Annotated in this window: 11 protein-coding genes; 4 read left to right on the top strand and 7 right to left on the bottom strand. The window is 71.1% G+C overall.

Translation table 11 applies throughout. From position 1 onward, the window contains the following. Positions 1–34 precede the first annotated feature (34 nt). Entirely contained in the window at positions 35–2,209 is a 2,175-nt protein-coding gene (locus tag WME98_RS02255) for an anthranilate synthase component I (protein ID WP_437949752.1), read from the top strand. A 315-nt stretch (positions 2,210–2,524) separates the two neighbouring features. Here the strand turns inward: WME98_RS02255 and WME98_RS02260 are convergent, their stop codons facing one another. Continuing rightward, complete coding sequence (locus WME98_RS02260; protein ID WP_437949753.1) at positions 2,525–3,352, bottom strand: GNAT family N-acetyltransferase; 828 nt, start codon at positions 3,350–3,352, stop codon at positions 2,525–2,527. A gap of 170 nt (positions 3,353–3,522) precedes the next feature. On the opposite strand from WME98_RS02260, the gene argG reads away from it, so the two are divergent. Then, on the top strand, positions 3,523–4,875 hold the full coding sequence (gene argG, locus WME98_RS02265) for an argininosuccinate synthase (protein ID WP_061626555.1): 1,353 nt from the start codon (positions 3,523–3,525) through the stop codon (positions 4,873–4,875). A 253-nt stretch (positions 4,876–5,128) separates the two neighbouring features. After that, complete coding sequence (locus WME98_RS02270) at positions 5,129–5,488, top strand: phage holin family protein (RefSeq protein ID WP_061626556.1); 360 nt, start codon at positions 5,129–5,131, stop codon at positions 5,486–5,488. A gap of 88 nt (positions 5,489–5,576) precedes the next feature. Here WME98_RS02270 and WME98_RS02275 read toward each other — a convergent pair whose 3' ends face one another. Further along, positions 5,577–6,560, bottom strand: coding sequence for an aldo/keto reductase (locus WME98_RS02275; RefSeq protein WP_437949754.1), 984 nt, complete (start codon positions 6,558–6,560; stop codon positions 5,577–5,579). Between the two features lie 65 nt (positions 6,561–6,625). Continuing rightward, on the bottom strand, positions 6,626–8,410 hold the full coding sequence (locus tag WME98_RS02280) for a MutS-related protein (RefSeq protein WP_437949755.1): 1,785 nt from the start codon (positions 8,408–8,410) through the stop codon (positions 6,626–6,628). A 100-nt stretch (positions 8,411–8,510) separates the two neighbouring features. Here WME98_RS02280 and WME98_RS02285 point away from each other — a divergent pair, with 100 nt between their 5' ends. Further along, a complete protein-coding gene (locus WME98_RS02285) occupies positions 8,511–9,515 on the top strand; it encodes a BON domain-containing protein (RefSeq protein WP_437949756.1) in 1,005 nt (334 codons plus the stop codon). Positions 9,516–9,744: 229 nt separating this feature from the next. Here the strand turns inward: WME98_RS02285 and WME98_RS02290 are convergent, their stop codons facing one another. The 4 genes from WME98_RS02290 to WME98_RS02305 form a co-directional block, all read right to left on the bottom strand. Further along, positions 9,745–11,364, bottom strand: a complete 1,620-nt coding sequence (locus WME98_RS02290) for a protein kinase domain-containing protein (RefSeq protein WP_437949757.1) — start codon at positions 11,362–11,364, stop codon at positions 9,745–9,747. Positions 11,365–12,016: 652 nt separating this feature from the next. Beyond that, positions 12,017–12,826, bottom strand: coding sequence for a class I SAM-dependent methyltransferase (locus WME98_RS02295; protein ID WP_437949758.1), 810 nt, complete (start codon positions 12,824–12,826; stop codon positions 12,017–12,019). Positions 12,827–12,997: 171 nt separating this feature from the next. Beyond that, the gene (locus tag WME98_RS02300; RefSeq protein ID WP_061626547.1) at positions 12,998–14,050 is read right to left on the bottom strand and encodes a 3-oxoacyl-ACP synthase III family protein; all 1,053 of its coding nucleotides are present in this window, start codon (positions 14,048–14,050) and stop codon (positions 12,998–13,000) included. A gap of 284 nt (positions 14,051–14,334) precedes the next feature. Further along, positions 14,335–14,961 carry an endonuclease III domain-containing protein gene (locus tag WME98_RS02305; protein ID WP_437949759.1) on the bottom strand — a complete coding sequence of 209 codons (627 nt, stop codon included), beginning with the start codon at positions 14,959–14,961 and terminating at the stop codon, positions 14,335–14,337. Positions 14,962–14,965: the final 4 nt, after the last annotated feature.

Below are 14,965 nucleotides of genomic sequence, written 5' to 3' on the forward strand. Positions count from 1 at the left end.
CCGCACCGCGTATACTCGCCGCGTAGAAGGAGACGTGGTCGTGAAACGAGAGAGCAACATTACGCGGAGGGGCGTCGCGGTCCGGCGGGAGGTCGAGGATCTCGCCGTCGACGGCGCGATCCAGCCGATCGTCGAGGCGCTCGACACCCACCTCGGCGTGGTCCTGGCGTCGAGCTACGAGGTTCCGGGCCGGTACACGCGCTGGGACATCGGCTTCGTCGATCCTCCGCTGGTGCTCGTCTCGCGCGGCCGAGACTTCCGGTTCACCGCGCTGAACGAGCGCGGGCGCGTGCTCCTGCCGGCCATCGAGGAGGCCCTCCTGGGCTACGACCCGATCGAGGCCGTCGAGCGCCGCGCGGACGAGGTGGCCGGCGCGGTCCGGCCGGCGGGCGGGCGGGTGCCGGAGGAGCTGCGGAGCCGGCAGCCGTCCATCTTCTCGGTGCTGCGGCGGATGATCGAGCTCTTCGGGGTCCCGGGCGATCCGCTCTTCGGGCTCTACGGCGCGTTCGCGTACGATCTCGCCTTCCAGTTCGAGCCCATCCGGCTCCGCCTCGAGCGCCCGGCGGATCAGCGGGATCTCGTCCTCTACCTCCCCGACGAGATCGTCGCCGTCGACCACCGCCGCGAGCGGGCGACGCGCACGCGCTACGAGCTCAAGTTCGGCGATCGCTCGACCGAGGGGCTGCCGCGCGACGGCGCGACGCGCCCCTACGTGGGCGCCCACAGCGCGCCGCCGAACGAGTACGCGCCGGGCGAGTACGCCGCGCTCGTGCGGGTCGCGCGGGAGTCGTTCAAGCGGGGCGATCTCTTCGAGGTGGTCCCGGGCCAGACGTTCTACGAGCCGTGCCCCGTCGCGCCCACCGAGCTGTTCCAGCGCCTGCGCGAGCGCAACCCGGCGCCTTACGGCTTCCTGATGAACCTCGGCGAGGCCGAGTACCTGGTCGGCGCCTCGCCGGAGATGTACGTCCGCGTCGAGGGCAACCGCGTCGAGACGTGCCCCATCTCGGGCACCATCCCGCGCGGCAGCGACCCGATCGCCGACGCGGCGCAGATCGCGCGCCTGCTCGCGTCCGCGAAGGATGAGTCGGAGCTCACGATGTGCACGGACGTCGATCGCAACGACAAGTCCCGCATCTGCGTGCCGGGGAGCGTGCGCGTGATCGGCCGCCGGCAGATCGAGATGTACTCGCGGCTGATCCACACGGTCGATCACGTCGAGGGGCGGCTGCGCGACGGGTTCGACGGGCTCGACGCGTTCCTGGCGCACACGTGGGCGGTCACGGTCACGGGGGCGCCGAAGGCCTGGGCCATGCAGTTCATCGAGGATCACGAGCGCTCCCCGCGCGCGTGGTACGGGGCCGCGGTCGGGCTCATCGGCTTCGACGGCGGCATGAACACGGGGCTGACGCTGCGCACGATCCGGATCAAGGACGGCGTGGCGCAGGTCCGGGCGGGCGCGACGCTGCTCTACGACTCGGATCCCGACGAGGAGGAGCGCGAGACCCACGTCAAGGCGTCGGCGCTCATCGACGCGATCCGGAGGCCGCGCGGGGTGCCCACGACCGCGCCGGCGGCGATCAACCCGGTGCCGGGGGGCGGCCTCAAGGTGCTGCTCGTCGATCACCAGGACTCGTTCGTGCACACGCTGGCCAACTACCTCCGGCAGACCGGCGCCGAGGTGGTGACGCTGCGCGCCGGCTTCCCGCACGAGGAGCTCGACGCCTACGCGCCCGATCTCGTGGTGCTCTCGCCGGGCCCTGGGACGCCGAGCGATTTCGATCTCTCGGGGACGCTCTCGGCGCTGCTCGAGCGGCGGCTGCCGGTGTTCGGCGTCTGCCTGGGCCTGCAGGGGATGGTCGAGCACTTCGGCGGCAAGCTCGGCGTGCTCGACTACCCGATGCACGGCAAGGCCTCGAAGGTGCGCGTGCTGGGCGGGCGCATCTTCGAGGGGCTGCCGCGCGAGTTCCACGCGGGGCGCTACCATTCGCTCCACGCGCTGCGCGACGCGCTCCCCGCGTCCCTGAAGATCACGGCGGAGACCGAGGACGGGGTCGTCATGGCGATCGAGCACGCGGAGCTGCCGATGGCCGCGGTGCAGTTCCACCCCGAGTCGATCCTCTCGCAGGACGACAACGTGGGGCTGCGGCTCGTGCGCAACGCGGTGGCCGAGCTGCGCCGCGGCGCGCGCGGTGAAGCGGTGAAGCGTTAAAGCGGCGCCGGGCCGGGCGCCTCGATCGCCCGGCACCGCGAGAGGGAGTGAGCCGCGCGGTGCACTCCCTCTCGCGGGTCGGCTGAACCGATTCAGACCACAAAATGAAAAAGCGCCGCCGGGGCCTCGGGGGGGGAAAGGCCACGCCAGCGACGCTGGGCTGCCTTAGAGCACCGAGCGTGCCATGGGGTGATTCCGTCGTAATCGGGCATTTCGCAGGGTTGTCCGGGGCGTTCGTTTCGCTTCTGCAATTGCAGCGGTGCACGCCTGCAAACACGGGGCGGCGCGAGGACAGCCTGCGGCGCCGGGGAAAGCTCAGGTCAGCAATCGCTGGCTACCCTTTCGCTGTACAAAGACACCCTTGCTGTAGGCCATGAAGAACCCGAGCCGCAGGGCGTTGCGCTCCGTGGGGATACCGGGGCTCGCGCTGATGCACGCCAGGCGGCGACCCCGCTCGCGCACCCGCTCGAGGCGGCGGACGATGAGCAGCTGCTGAATGCCGCGCTCGCGGAACCGGGGAAGCACCGAGGCGCCGAAGAGCGCGGCGCCGTCGCCGGCAATCTCCACGCTGCCGCCGCCGGCGGGCTCGCCGTTCACGAGCGCCAGGTACGAGTCGCAGCCGGGCTGCGCGACCATGCGGCGGGTGATCTCGAAGAGCGCCGGCGTGATCGGCTCGTCCTCGGCCCGGAAGCCGCTCGTCGACACCTCGATGAACGCGCGGACCTGCGCCTCGTCGCCCGGATCGACGCGCGCGATCTCGAGCCCCGCGGGGCCGTCGTGCCGCACCAGCGCGCGGAGATCCTCGTCCGGCGCGATCTCGCGCGCGAGCACGTTCTCGAACTCGCGCAGCACGAACCCGCGCTCGGCGAGGCCGCGCACCAGCGACTCGTGCGCGAAGGGACAGACCTGGATCTGCGGCTCCATGTCCCGCGCCGCGTAGAACGCCACGAGGCGATCGAGGTCCTCGTTGGAGACGGGCCCATCGAGCCCGAGCCCCGCGGCGAAGTTGCCCCAGGAGCCGTCTCCATCGAAGGCCATCCACCCGCCCGCGATGGGCTCGGCGCAGGCGACCACGGAGGAGGTGCCGAGCGCCAGCCGGCGCTCCTCGATCCGCGCGATCTCGACGTACGAAAGCTTCGGCATGGGCGTGTACCTCATCGGAATCGGAGAAGACGGAGATGAGAAGAGCTCGCGAGACACGGCGCCCACCATCCTAGTACCTCGCCGCCCAGGCGGCCCGCCCCCTCCGGCGCGCCGCCGCCCGGCGATCTCCGCTCGCGCCTCCGCGGGCGTTGCGACTATGCTGCGCCGTCATGAGTAGGATCTTCCGTTCACTTCCCCCGGCCGGCACCCACCTCGGCATCGCGTTCTCGGGCGGGCTCGACACGCGGTGCGCGGTGGCGTGGCTCTCGCGCAACGGGCTCAAGGTGCACGCGTACACCGCCGATCTGGCGCAGCCGGACGAGGACTCCCCCGGCGACATCCCGCCGATCGCCCTGCAGCACGGCGCCGTCTCCGCCAAGCTTGTGGACTGTCGCGACGCGCTCGTCCGCGAGGGCATCCTGGCCATCCAGTGCGGCGCCTTCCACCTCTCGACGGGCGGCAAGAAATACTTCAACACCACGCCGCTCGGCCGCGCGGTGACCACGACCGCGATCGTGCGCGCCATGCGCGACGACGACGTCCACGTCTTCGGCGACGGCAGCACGCACAAGGGCAACGACATCCAGCGGTTTTATCGCTACGGCATCTTCGTCGACCCCTCGCTCAAGATCTACAAGCCCTGGCTCGACCCGAAGTTCGTGGGAGAGCTCGGCGGGCGCAAGGAGATGAGCGAGTACCTCGAGCGCCACAGCCTGCCCTACCGCATGGGGACGGAGAAGGCGTACAGCACCGACGCGAACGTGCTCGGCGCGACGCACGAGGCGAAGGATCTCGAGCACCTGAACACCGGGATCAAGATCGTCCAGCCCATCATGGGCGTCGCCTCCTTCCGGCCGGAGGTCGCCATCGAGGCCGAGACGGTCACCCTCGGGTTCGAGCGCGGCGTCCCGACGACGATCAACGGCAAGCGCTACGGCTCGCTGTTCGAGCTGTTCGTCGAGTGCAACCGGATCGGCGGGCGCCACGGGCTCGGCATGAGCGATCAGATCGAGAACCGGGTGATCGACGCGAAGAGCCGCGGCATCTACGAGGCGCCGGGCATGGCCCTGCTCCACGCCGTCTACGAGCGGCTCCTGTCCGCCATCCACAACGAGAACACCCTCGACGTGTACTTCACCCAGGGCCGTCGCCTCGGGCGCCTGCTCTACGAGGGCAAGTGGTACGACCCCGAGGCCATGATGCTGAAGGACGCGCTCTCGCGCTGGATCGCGCCCGGCGTCACCGGCGAGGTGACGCTCGAGCTGCGCCGCGGCGACGACTACAGCATCCTGAACACGCGCGCCGACTACATGGCCTATGCGCCGCACAAGCTCTCGATGGAGAAGGTCGAAGAGGCCTACTTCACCCCGGAGGACCGCATCGGCGCGCTCGAGCTCCAGAACCTGTCGGTGACGGACAACCGTCAGCTCCTGATCCACCTCATCGAGAGCACCCAGGCCCTCGGCCCGGGCGGCGCCCCCGCCATCGGCGAGCTGCTCGGCGGCGACAAGCCGAAGGAGTGATCGGGCGAGGCGGCGCGCCGCCTCTCTCTTCGCCGGGCGCGCGCATGTTCACCAGCGCGCGCGCCGCCTCTCCACCGGAGCTGCCCGGCTGCTCACCTGAAGCTGTTCACCTGAAGCTGTTCACCGGAACCGGAACAAGCGTCCGGGCGATCCCCTCCCGTGCCGCGCGGGGTTGCGCTCGGCCCGCACCTGGGTCACCAAGAACGGGCGAACACCGGCCCGCCACGAGCGGTGCCGGCCCAGGGAGGTGGTCATGAAGACGCTCATCATCCAGGCGCTCGCCGCGGGCATCGCGGTCCTCATCGGCGCGAAGCTCATGCCCGGCGTGCGGATTCGCAGGACCCAGACGGCGCTCGTCGTCGCCGCCGTGTTCACGCTGCTGAACCTCCTCCTCGGATGGCTCGTGAAGTTCCTGGTCGCCGTGGCGCTCCTGCCCGCCGCCATCCTCACGCTCGGCCTGGCCTACCTCTTCTTCGGCCTCGTCGTGAACTCCGTGCTGCTCTGGGCGACGGACAAGCTCATCGACGACTTCGAGATCCGGGGCTTCGGCTCGCTCTTCGGCACGGCCGCCCTGGTCTCCTTCGCCGGGTGGCTCCTGCCGCGCATCCTCTGATCGGCCCCGACCTCCCGGCCGACACGGACCGCAAGGACAGCGGGCGGAGCCGCGGCGCCCGCCGGCCGCGGCGCTCCTCGCCGAGGGCCTACCAGCGGTGGTGAACCGCCGCCCGCAGCCGGCGATCGTAGATCGCGCGGATCTTCGCCATCGTCTCCGGCGGCAGGGCCGGCAGGTCCGCCGCGCTCGCGTTCTGGTCGACCTGATCGGGCCGCTTCGCCCCGGGGATCACGCACGTCACCGCGTCCTGCATGAGGATCCAGCGCATCGTCCACGCGGCCATGCTCACGCCGGCGGGCACGAGCGGGCGGAGCTCCTCGACCACCTCGAGGCCGAGGTTGAAGTCGACCCCGGAGAATGTCTCGCCCTTGTCGAACGCGGCGCCCTCGCGGTTGAAGTTGCGGTGGTCGTCGGCCGCGAACGTCGTCGCGGCGCTCATCTTGCCGGTGAGCAGCCCCGAGGACAGCGGCAGCCGCGCGAGGATCCCGACCTGACGGCGCTTCGCCTCGGGGAAGAAGAGATCGGCCGGGCGCTGCCGGAGCACGTTGTAGATGATCTGCACCGACTGGACACCGGGATACTCGATCGCCTTGAGCGCCTCTTCCACCCGCTCGACGCTGGCCCCGTAGAAACGGACCTTGCCCGCCTTCACCAGCCGATCGAGGGTGTCGAACACCTCGGGCCGATAGTAGACGTCCGTCGGCGGGCAGTGCAGCTGAACGAGGTCGAGCGCGTCCGTCTCGAGGTTCTTCAGGCTGCGCTCGATGAACGCCGTGAGGTTCCCCTCGCTGTAGCTGTCCGCCGTGTGCGGGCTCAGCCGCCGGCCCGCCTTCGTCGCGATGACGATCTCCTCGCGCCGCTCCTGCCGCAGACGCGCGAGCAGCCGCTCGCTCCGGCCGTCGCCGTACACGTCCGCGGTGTCGAAGAAGTTCACGCCGCGATCGACGGCCCGGTGCAGCGCCGCGAGCGACTCCTTGTCATCGACGTCGCCCCAGGTGCCCCCGATCGCCCAGGCGCCGAAGCTCACCGAGGAGATGCGGAGACCCGTTCTGCCAAGAGGTCGATATTCCATGGCGGCGCATACAACCAGATTTTTCCGCCCCCGGCGAGCGCGCCTTTCCGCCGGCCCGCGCGCGCTCAGGCGGGCTCGAACCCGCGGCGGCGATGCGCGCGCTTGCTCCGCTCGACGAGCGCGACGAGCTCCTCGCGCGTGACGCCGAGCCGCGCCGCGGTCCGGTGCGCGAGCGACGTCCGGGCGACCCCGTCCACGAACTGGTACGTCGGCCACTGCTGCGCGTCGAGCTCGACCTGCAGGAACACGAGCCGATCGACGGGCCGCTCCCGCTCGAGCCGCGCCGCGAGCTCGAGGAAGTGCGTCGTGATGAAGGCCTGGGGGCGGAGCTCCGCGAGCAGCGAGATCACGAGCTGGAAGATCTCCTCGCCCTCCGACGGGTTCGTGCCGGAGCAGAGCTCGTCGAGCACCACCATGTCGCCGACCTGCATCGCCTCGAAGAGCGACCGGATGCGCAGGAGCTCCATCCCGAGGCGGCCCTCGCTCTGGTCGGCCTGCGCCTGCTCGATCAGCGACACGAAGAGCCCGTGGCACGACGACAGGCGGGCCTCCGCGGCCGGCACGAAGAAGCCCGCCTGCCCGAGCATCTGGGCGAGCGAGAGCGCCTCGAGCAGCCGCGTCTTTCCCCCCGAGTTCGGCCCGGTCACGATGACGGTGGCGTCGTGGCGCTCGGTCGCGATGTCGCACGCGACGATGCTCGCCGACGTCGCGAGCAGGAGCGGGTTGAAGAGCCCCTTGAGCGCGCGCCCGGGGGCCTCGTCGCGCGCGGCGCCGGGCCAGGCGAGCTCGGGCAGGCAGACGGCGAGCCCGGCCGCGCGGGCGCGCTCGCGCAGCGCGAGGCCGGCGAGGTAGAACTCGAGATCTCCGAGCAGCTGCACGAGCGCGACGAGATCGTCCTCGATGCCCTCGAACACGCCGTTGACGTAGCGGGTGAGCAGCTCTTCGTCGCTGAACCGGTATCCCCGCCACAGCATCACGAGCTTCGTGACCACGCGCCCGATCGGCGACTGGTAGAAGCGGTTCTCGCTGTTCTCGCGGATCGACAGGGCGCGGAGATCGCGGACGTGGCCGTCGGAGCCGACGCGGATCCGGACCTCGAGCGTCGCGAGCTCCTCGTCGTACGCGAGCAGGTCCGCGAGGCGGCGGTACGCCTCGGTCTCGCGCACGGCCGCGCCGAACGCGGGGAGCCGCGCGAGGCCGGAGCGGGCGCCCGCGAACCCGTCGGCGAGCGCGTCGAACGCCTCCTTCGCGGCGACGAGGATGTCCAGCCGCCGGCGGCTGCCCTCCCGGCGGGAGATGGAGATCGTCTCCAGCTGGCCCACCCAGCGGCGCAGCGCCGCGTAGGCGCGCGCGAGGTCGCGGCGCAGCGCCTCCGAGCCGGTGAGCTCCCGGAAGATCTCGCGCCGGAGCTCGACCGTGTCGCGGTCGCTCGGCGGCTGGGAGAGGGCGCGGCCGAGCAGCGCCGGGCTCGGGATGCGCGTGCGCCCCTCGCTCGTGAAGTGCAGGCAGCCCACGATGAGCTCCTGGAGGAAGACGTGCTGCGCGAAGCGGGCCGGGTCCCAGGTCGACGCGGGCAGCGACGCCGACTCGACGTGCCGGTCGAGCGCCCCCGCGGGCGCGCCGCCCGCGAAGGCGAACGTCATCGACTCCTTGACGGCCCGCGCGTCGACCCGGAGCGCCGGCCGGTGGCAGAGGAGGTCGGGCGCGGCGCGCTGACCGGGCGAGGCGTCTTGCAGGACGGGTTCCGGCGGCGCCGCGCTCACGATCTCGAGCCTACGATGGGTCGGGCCGGAGCGCTCGTCCGGCGTCCGGCGCCGCCGCTCTGCGGTGGCCAGGGAAGGTCTCGGCATGGCGGTCACGACACGCGCGCCGCGCGGTTGTTCCCGAGCGGCCGGGATCGACCGCGCTCGTGGCACGGCGCCTGCCTGGGTGTGCGGCCGGAGAGGCACCATGAGCTATCGCTGCACGATGAGCAGAATACGCTGGTTCTCCGGCTCAACCGTCCTTGCGATCGCCCTCGTCGGCACCGCTTGCAGGAGCGAGAGCGAGAGAGCGGAGGGAGCGGTCCGCGAGCCGGGGGACCGGACCACGAGCAACAAGATCGCGCCGCCCGAAGGCCAGAACCAGAAGCCCGGCCAGGAGCCGCGCGGGCAGGCCGAGCGCGTGGGCGACAAGGCCGAGCAGCTCGCGCGGGAGGGCCAGGAGCTCGGCCGAGAGGCGCGCGAGCAGGCCGAGCGCGTGGGCGAGAAGGCCGAGCAGCTGGCCGAGCGAGGGCGTGAGGTGGGCCGCGAGGCCAACGAGCAGATGAACCGGGTCGGCGAGCAGACCGGCGCGCTCAAGGGCGATCGGGGCTCGGGCGCGCGCGAGCAGGCGGCGCCGACGCCGACTCCCAGGGACCAGGGCGCGGCGCAAGGGCAGACGCAAGGCCGCGAGGCGCAGGGCCACATGCAAGGCCGCGAGGCGCAGGGGCAGACGCAAGGCCGAGCGGCGCAGGGGCAGACGCAAGGCCGCGAGGCGCAGGGGCAGACGCAAGGCCGCGAGGCGCAGGGGCAGACGCAAGGCCGCGAGGCGCAGGGGCAGACCGGCGGTGCCAGGGACAAGGATCAGGCTGTAGGCGCCGCCGCGAGCACGCGCGATGCGTGGACGCAGGAGGCGAAGGACAACGATTACCAGGTCAGCTTCAACCGCGACGGCTCGGTCGTCGCCACCAAGGAGGCGAAGGGCTCGGGCGAGCGGCTGGCCGACGAGGCGCTCCGCAACGCGGTGGGCGGCAAGCTCGCGGACAGCGACCACGAAACGGTGAAGAAGCTGAGCGTGACGGTGCACAACGGGGTGGTCACGCTGCAAGGCAACGTCGCCAGCGTGAAGGAGGCGACCGAGGCGGTGAAGGAGGCCATGGAAGCCAAGGGCGTCACCAAGGTGATCTCCCAGATCCGCTACGGATCATCGCCGTGACCTCGCCTCTCCAGCTGCCGTGAGCGCCGGGCGCGCTGAGAGGAGAAGAATCTGAACCACCGAGGCGCAGAGGGCACAGAGGAGGGAGAAATAGCCTTTCTCTCTCCTTCCTCTGTGCCCTCTGCGCCTCGGTGGTTCCCGTTCGCTTCTCTCTTCTCCTTGGCTCGGCGGTGCCCTACCCGCCTTCGCCCCCAGGGTGCTCTCGACCGTGGAGGACCGCCTGGGCCGTTCAGTTCGTGGGCCGCAGCTTGACGGAGCGCTCGACCGACTCGTCCGGGGTGAGCGTCAGCATGATCGTCTCATCGAAGCTGCCGGACCGGGACACGACCACGACCTGCGTGCCCACGGGCAGCTCGGTCTTGAGCGGCGTCTTGCCGAGCGTCGTCCCCTTCCAGCTCACCGTGGCGTCGGGCGGGTCGCTCGCGATCACCACGCTCACCTTGGGGGCCTCCTGCGGCTTCTTCTCGACGGCCTCCACGGCCTCCGCGCCGCGCGCAGCGGCGGCGGCGGCCACCGGAGGCTCGACCGCGGGCGCCTGCTTGCTCGCGACGAGCAGCGCGCCCCCGGCCACCGCGGCCAGCACGGCGAGCCCGGAGGCTCCGAGCAGGTAGCCGCGCCTCGAGGGCGTCGAGGGCACCGACGTGGTCGCGCGCAGGCTGACCGAGTCGCTCACCGGGGTCCTGGGCCGCTCGATGCCCGAGCCCCGCTCGATGCCCGAGCCCCGCTCGATGCCCGAGCCCCGCTCGATGCCCGAGCCCCGCTCGATGCCCGAGCCCCGCTCGATGCCCGAGCCCCGCTCGACGCCCGAGTTGCTGGGCTCGCCGACGTAGGGGAGCCTGCTGCCCGAGCGAGAGCTCGTGGGACCCGCCGAGAGGCCGATTCCGCTCAGCGTCACCTGGCCCGAGCCCTCGCTCATCATCATCGAGCTCGTCACCCGCTCGATCTGCGCCTTGACCTGCTGGCGGATGCTGGCCCTGCTCTCCGCGAAGATGCCCCGCATGCAGGCGCCGAGGAACTCCCCGCGCACGTCCTCGCCCGACCACTGCAGGTAGCTCTCGAGCACGTCGCACATCTCCTGCGCCGTCGCGAAGCGCTTCGACGGATCGCGCTCCAGGGCCTTCGCGGCGATCTGGTCGAGCGCGATCGGGATCCCCGGCACGACGGTCGAGAGGCGCGGAATCTTCCCCAAGAGGAGCTGATGCATCACGGTGATCTGGTCGCCCTCGAACAGCCGCCGCCCGGCGAGGAGCTCCCAGAACACGACGCCCACCGCGAAGATGTCCGCCCGGCGATCCACCGTCTTGCCCGCCGTGACCTGCTCGGGCGCCATATAGGTGAGCTTGCCCTTGAAGGTCCCGCTCTCCGTGTTGGAGGAGTTGACGGCGGCCTTGGCCACGCCGAAATCGACGAGCTTCACCGCGCCGTCGTACGTGATGAAGATGTTGTGCGGGGAGACGTCGCGATGCACGATCCCGAGCGGCTTGCCATCGAAATCGCAGAGCTCGTGCGCGTAATGAAGGCCGCGAAGCACCTCGGCGACGATCCGGATCCACGTGCCGCGCACCAGCCCGCCGGTGCCGGACGCCCGATCCATGGCCGCCTTCATGACGCGCTTCAGCGGCTGGCCCTCCAGGTACTCCATGACGATGAAGTACCCTTCCTGGTCGCTGCCGACCTCGTAGGTCTGGACGACGTTCGGGTGGTTCATGCGCGCCGAGAGCTTGGCCTCGTCCATGAACATGAGGACCTGACGATCCTCCTCGTCCGCGAAGCTGCGGAGGCGCTTGACGACGACCAGCTTGTTCACGGAGGCCGGCCCGTGAGCCATGGCGAGGAAGACGTCCGCCATCCCCCCGCGGCCGAGCTTCGCAATCGGACGATATCGGCCGAGCCCAAGCTGGGTCGGCGTGTCTCTGAGGATCGACGCTCCGTGTTCTCCGATCACACCCACCTCAGTATGCAAAATTCATTAATTGTGCGTCCGAGTCAATACGAAGAGTTTGCGTTGTCGTCATCGGGGCCCACAGGCGCACCAGCGCCCGGTGAAGTGAAAAACCTGGAACCGTGTGGTCGAGAATGATGCAAAACGACATCCGAACACACGTACTCACGCGCGCGTGAGCCCGCGCGCGAGGCCCTCGGGCAGCGCGTGTCGCGTGCGTCGCGCGTGTCACGCACCTGTGCTGCTCGATGGCCGCGCATTCCGCGCGGCCGCCGCGTTTTCCCCGTTGATCGCTGCTCGTGGGCCGCTTTCGTGCGACCCCTTCGCGCTTCTTTCGACGGACGCTCGCCGGAGGGGGAGCCAGTGCAGCCGAGCCGTGATGTGGCTCCCCTGCCGGCGACGGCGCCAGGTGGACCGCACTGCCGACGCGGGGCTCGCCGCAGGCGGTGATTCAACCGTAACAAAGACAACGCCGCGTGCAACGCGCCACGGTGCGCTCGGTCGAAAATTTGACAGAGCTCCTTGCCGAGCGCGACAGCGCGCTGGCCGCGCTGCGGCGCTATCGCCGGGCGGCGACGACGCCGGCGAGCTCGAAGTCGAGCGGGATGCCGTCGGGCTCCCGGTAGACCTCCAGCCGGGCCGCGAACTCGTCGCAGAGCGGCTGGAGCACCTCCGGAGGGAACTCCCGCAGCGCGGCGTGGGTCACGAACCCGCTCTCCTGCAGCCAGCTCGCCACCTGCGCCCCGGCGCCGAACCACAGCCGGAACCGGTGGGTCCACGCCTCGACGGTGCGGAGCCCGCCGCGCTGGAGCGCCTCGCTGACCTGCCCGGGGCTGTCCGGGACCGGCAGCTCCACCCGTCCCAGGTTGAGCTCGTCGACCATCCGGCAATAGACCGCGTAGGCCTGCGGCGTGCTGCTCGAGAGGTTCGTCAGGATCCCCGCGCGACCACCGGGCCGGACCATCCGCCCGAGGCACGGCAGCGCCGACCGCCAGTCCAGGTAGGCGAGGCAGAAGCGCAGCGTGACGACATCGAAGCTCGACGCCTCCGCGCGGCGGATGAAGAGCTCGGCCTCGGCGCGCCTCGTCGAGAGCGCGAGCCCAGCGGCCCGGGCGCGAGCCCGGGCGGCCCGGAGCATCTCCTCGGAGCAGTCGACGCCCACGACCTCGCCGGGCGCGACCCGCCGGAGCATCTCCACGGTCTCGATCCCCGTGCCGCACCCGAGGTCGGCGCACCGCGCGCCGGGGACGAGCCCGAGCCCCGCCGTGAGCCGATCCTGAGGCTCCCTCATGTGGCGCCCCCATCGGTCGTCGTACCGCTCCGCGATCCGGTCGTACACGGACCGCACCAGCTGATTCGCGCTGTGCACCCCCGCCGCGCTCCTTCCCTGCTCAGGCGGCCGAGGCGCGCGGGATCCAGAGGATCCGGCGGGATCTGACGGTTCAGACCGGCGCACCCCTCCGCCGGCCCGGAGGCGAAGCGAGAACGGTGCCAGGCCCAGCAGGGCGCCGGGCCGGCGATTTATGTACAGCCGCTCAGCTCAGAGCTTCCAGAGCGCGCAGCCCCAGTGGACGCCGGTCCCGAGCGCGAGCACCATGGCGAGCTGGCCCTTCTTCACCCTGCCGGCGCGCATCTCCTCGTCGATGAGGATGGGCACGGTGGCCCCGCTCGTGTTGCCGAATCGGTCGATGTTGCTCGGGAGCTTCTCGACCGGCACGCCGAGGTCCTTGCGGATGTGCTCATTGATGCGGCCGTTCGCCTGGTGCGCCAGGAACACGTCGATCTGCTCGAGCGTGACGCCCTGCGAGGCGCACAGCTCCCGCGCGGTCGCCGGGAGCTTGGTCACCGCGAACTTGAAGAGCTCGCGGCCGTCCATGCGGGGGATGTGGGCGTCGTCCTCGAACGAGCTCTGCTTCCAGTACGGCCGCGAGCGGAAGCCGCCGCCGGGCACGTAGAGGAGCTCGGCGAAGCGCCCGTCAGAACAGATCTTGTTGCCGCGCAGGCCCGCGTCGCGGTCGGTCGCGCGAAGGACGAGCGCGCCCGACCCGTCCCCGAACAGGACCGCGAGGTTCCGGTGGCGGTCGGCGCGCGCCCGCGCCTCCGGCGTGGCGGACCGGCCGTTCTTCGGGTCGAGCGCTCCCCAGTCCTCCCAGGGCATGAAGCCGGCGTGCGCCTCGGCGCCCACGAACAGGATGGTCTTGGCGGCCCCGGTCTGGATGAGCCCATCGATCGTCTGGAGGCCGAACAGCATCGCGGCGCACTGCTGCCGGATATCGAGCGCAGGGACGCCCGGGATGCCCAGCTTCGCGCCGAGCAGCGCCCCGGAGCCGGGAAAGATGTAGTCCGGCGTCATCGTGGCAAAGAGGATGTAATCGATTTCCGACGGTGAAATCCGCGCGGACTCGATAGCGCGCTTCGCCGCCTCGCACGCCAGATCGCTCACGCCGACTCCGTCCGGCGCGTAATGTCGCTGGTGGATGCCGGAGCGCTGGTAAACCCACTCGTCGGAGGTCGTGATCACCCGCGCGAGGTCGTCGTTGGTGACAGGTTCGCCGGGCACGTAGTGCCCGGTCCCGATGATCTCAAATCCCATCTTTGCCACAGAGCTGCCTTACTCGAACCGCACGCCCGCGGCGACCGGGAACCGCACGAGGCCGCGCCCGAAACCGAGCGGCGCGACGCGGCGAGCCGCACGCCCCCGCCGCCGCATTCAGGCCGCCGCCGGAGCGGTGCGCCCAGCTTGACGGCCGCCGGCGCTCCGGATAGCCTGCCGCCTTCCCGGGGGCGCTGGGTCGCCGCCGAGCCGGGCCGGACGGCGGCGGTGGCCGGACCGCGCCGGTCGCCGGCCGCCGGTCACCAGCCGGCGAGCGCCGCGCCTCAACGCCGGCGCGCGGCCCAGCTGCATATCGGGCAGCCGGCCGTGTCGTGGCGCAGCGCCGGGCAGTGCTCGCGGCCGAAGTAGATGAGCTGCAGGTGGAGCTTGTTCCACCGCTCGGGCGGGAACGTGCGCTTCAGGTCGCGCTCCGTCTCGACGACGTTCTTCCCGGACGACAGCCCCCAGCGCGACGCGAGCCGGTGAATGTGGGTGTCGACCGGGAAGGCGGGGTGGCCGAAGGCCTGCGCCATGACCACCGAGGCGGTCTTGTGACCGACCCCCGGCAGGGCCTCCAGGGCCTCGAACGAGGCGGGGACGACGCCGCCGTGCTCGACCGCGATCCGCTCGCTCAGCGCCTTCAGGTGCCTCGCCTTCGTGGGCGCGAACCCGATCCTCCGGATGAGCTCGGCGATCTCCTCGGTCGGCACGGCCGCCATCTCGGCGGGCGTCCGAGCGCGCGCGAGGAGCGCCGGCATCACCGCGTTGACCATCTTGTCCGTGGTCTGCGCGCTGAGCATCACCGCGACGAGCAGCGAATACGGGTCCTCGTGGATCAGCGGAATCGCCGGCTGCGGGTACAATCGATCGAGGATCTCGGCGATCCTCGCGGCTTTCTCGGCGCGCTTCACGGGC

This window comes from Sorangium sp. So ce296 (assembly GCF_051529605.1).
In the GTDB taxonomy this organism is placed as follows: domain Bacteria; phylum Myxococcota_A; class Polyangia; order Polyangiales; family Polyangiaceae; genus Sorangium; species Sorangium cellulosum_D.

Bases quoted from the DNA above. Each gene is read 5' to 3' on its own strand.
- WME98_RS02280 (WP_437949755.1), bottom strand. From the start codon at position 8,410: ATGCCGAGACCTTCCCTGGCCACCGCAGAGCGGCGGCGCCGGACGCCG.
- argG (WP_061626555.1), top strand. From the start codon at position 3,523: ATGAGTAGGATCTTCCGTTCACTTCCCCCGGCCGGCACCCACCTCGGC.
- WME98_RS02290 (WP_437949757.1), bottom strand. From the start codon at position 11,364: ATGGCGGACGTCTTCCTCGCCATGGCTCACGGGCCGGCCTCCGTGAAC.
- WME98_RS02270 (WP_061626556.1), top strand. From the start codon at position 5,129: ATGAAGACGCTCATCATCCAGGCGCTCGCCGCGGGCATCGCGGTCCTC.
- WME98_RS02275 (WP_437949754.1), bottom strand. From the start codon at position 6,560: ATGGAATATCGACCTCTTGGCAGAACGGGTCTCCGCATCTCCTCGGTG.
- WME98_RS02260 (WP_437949753.1), bottom strand. From the start codon at position 3,352: ATGCCGAAGCTTTCGTACGTCGAGATCGCGCGGATCGAGGAGCGCCGG.
- WME98_RS02285 (WP_437949756.1), top strand. From the start codon at position 8,511: ATGAGCTATCGCTGCACGATGAGCAGAATACGCTGGTTCTCCGGCTCA.
- WME98_RS02300 (WP_061626547.1), bottom strand. From the start codon at position 14,050: ATGGGATTTGAGATCATCGGGACCGGGCACTACGTGCCCGGCGAACCT.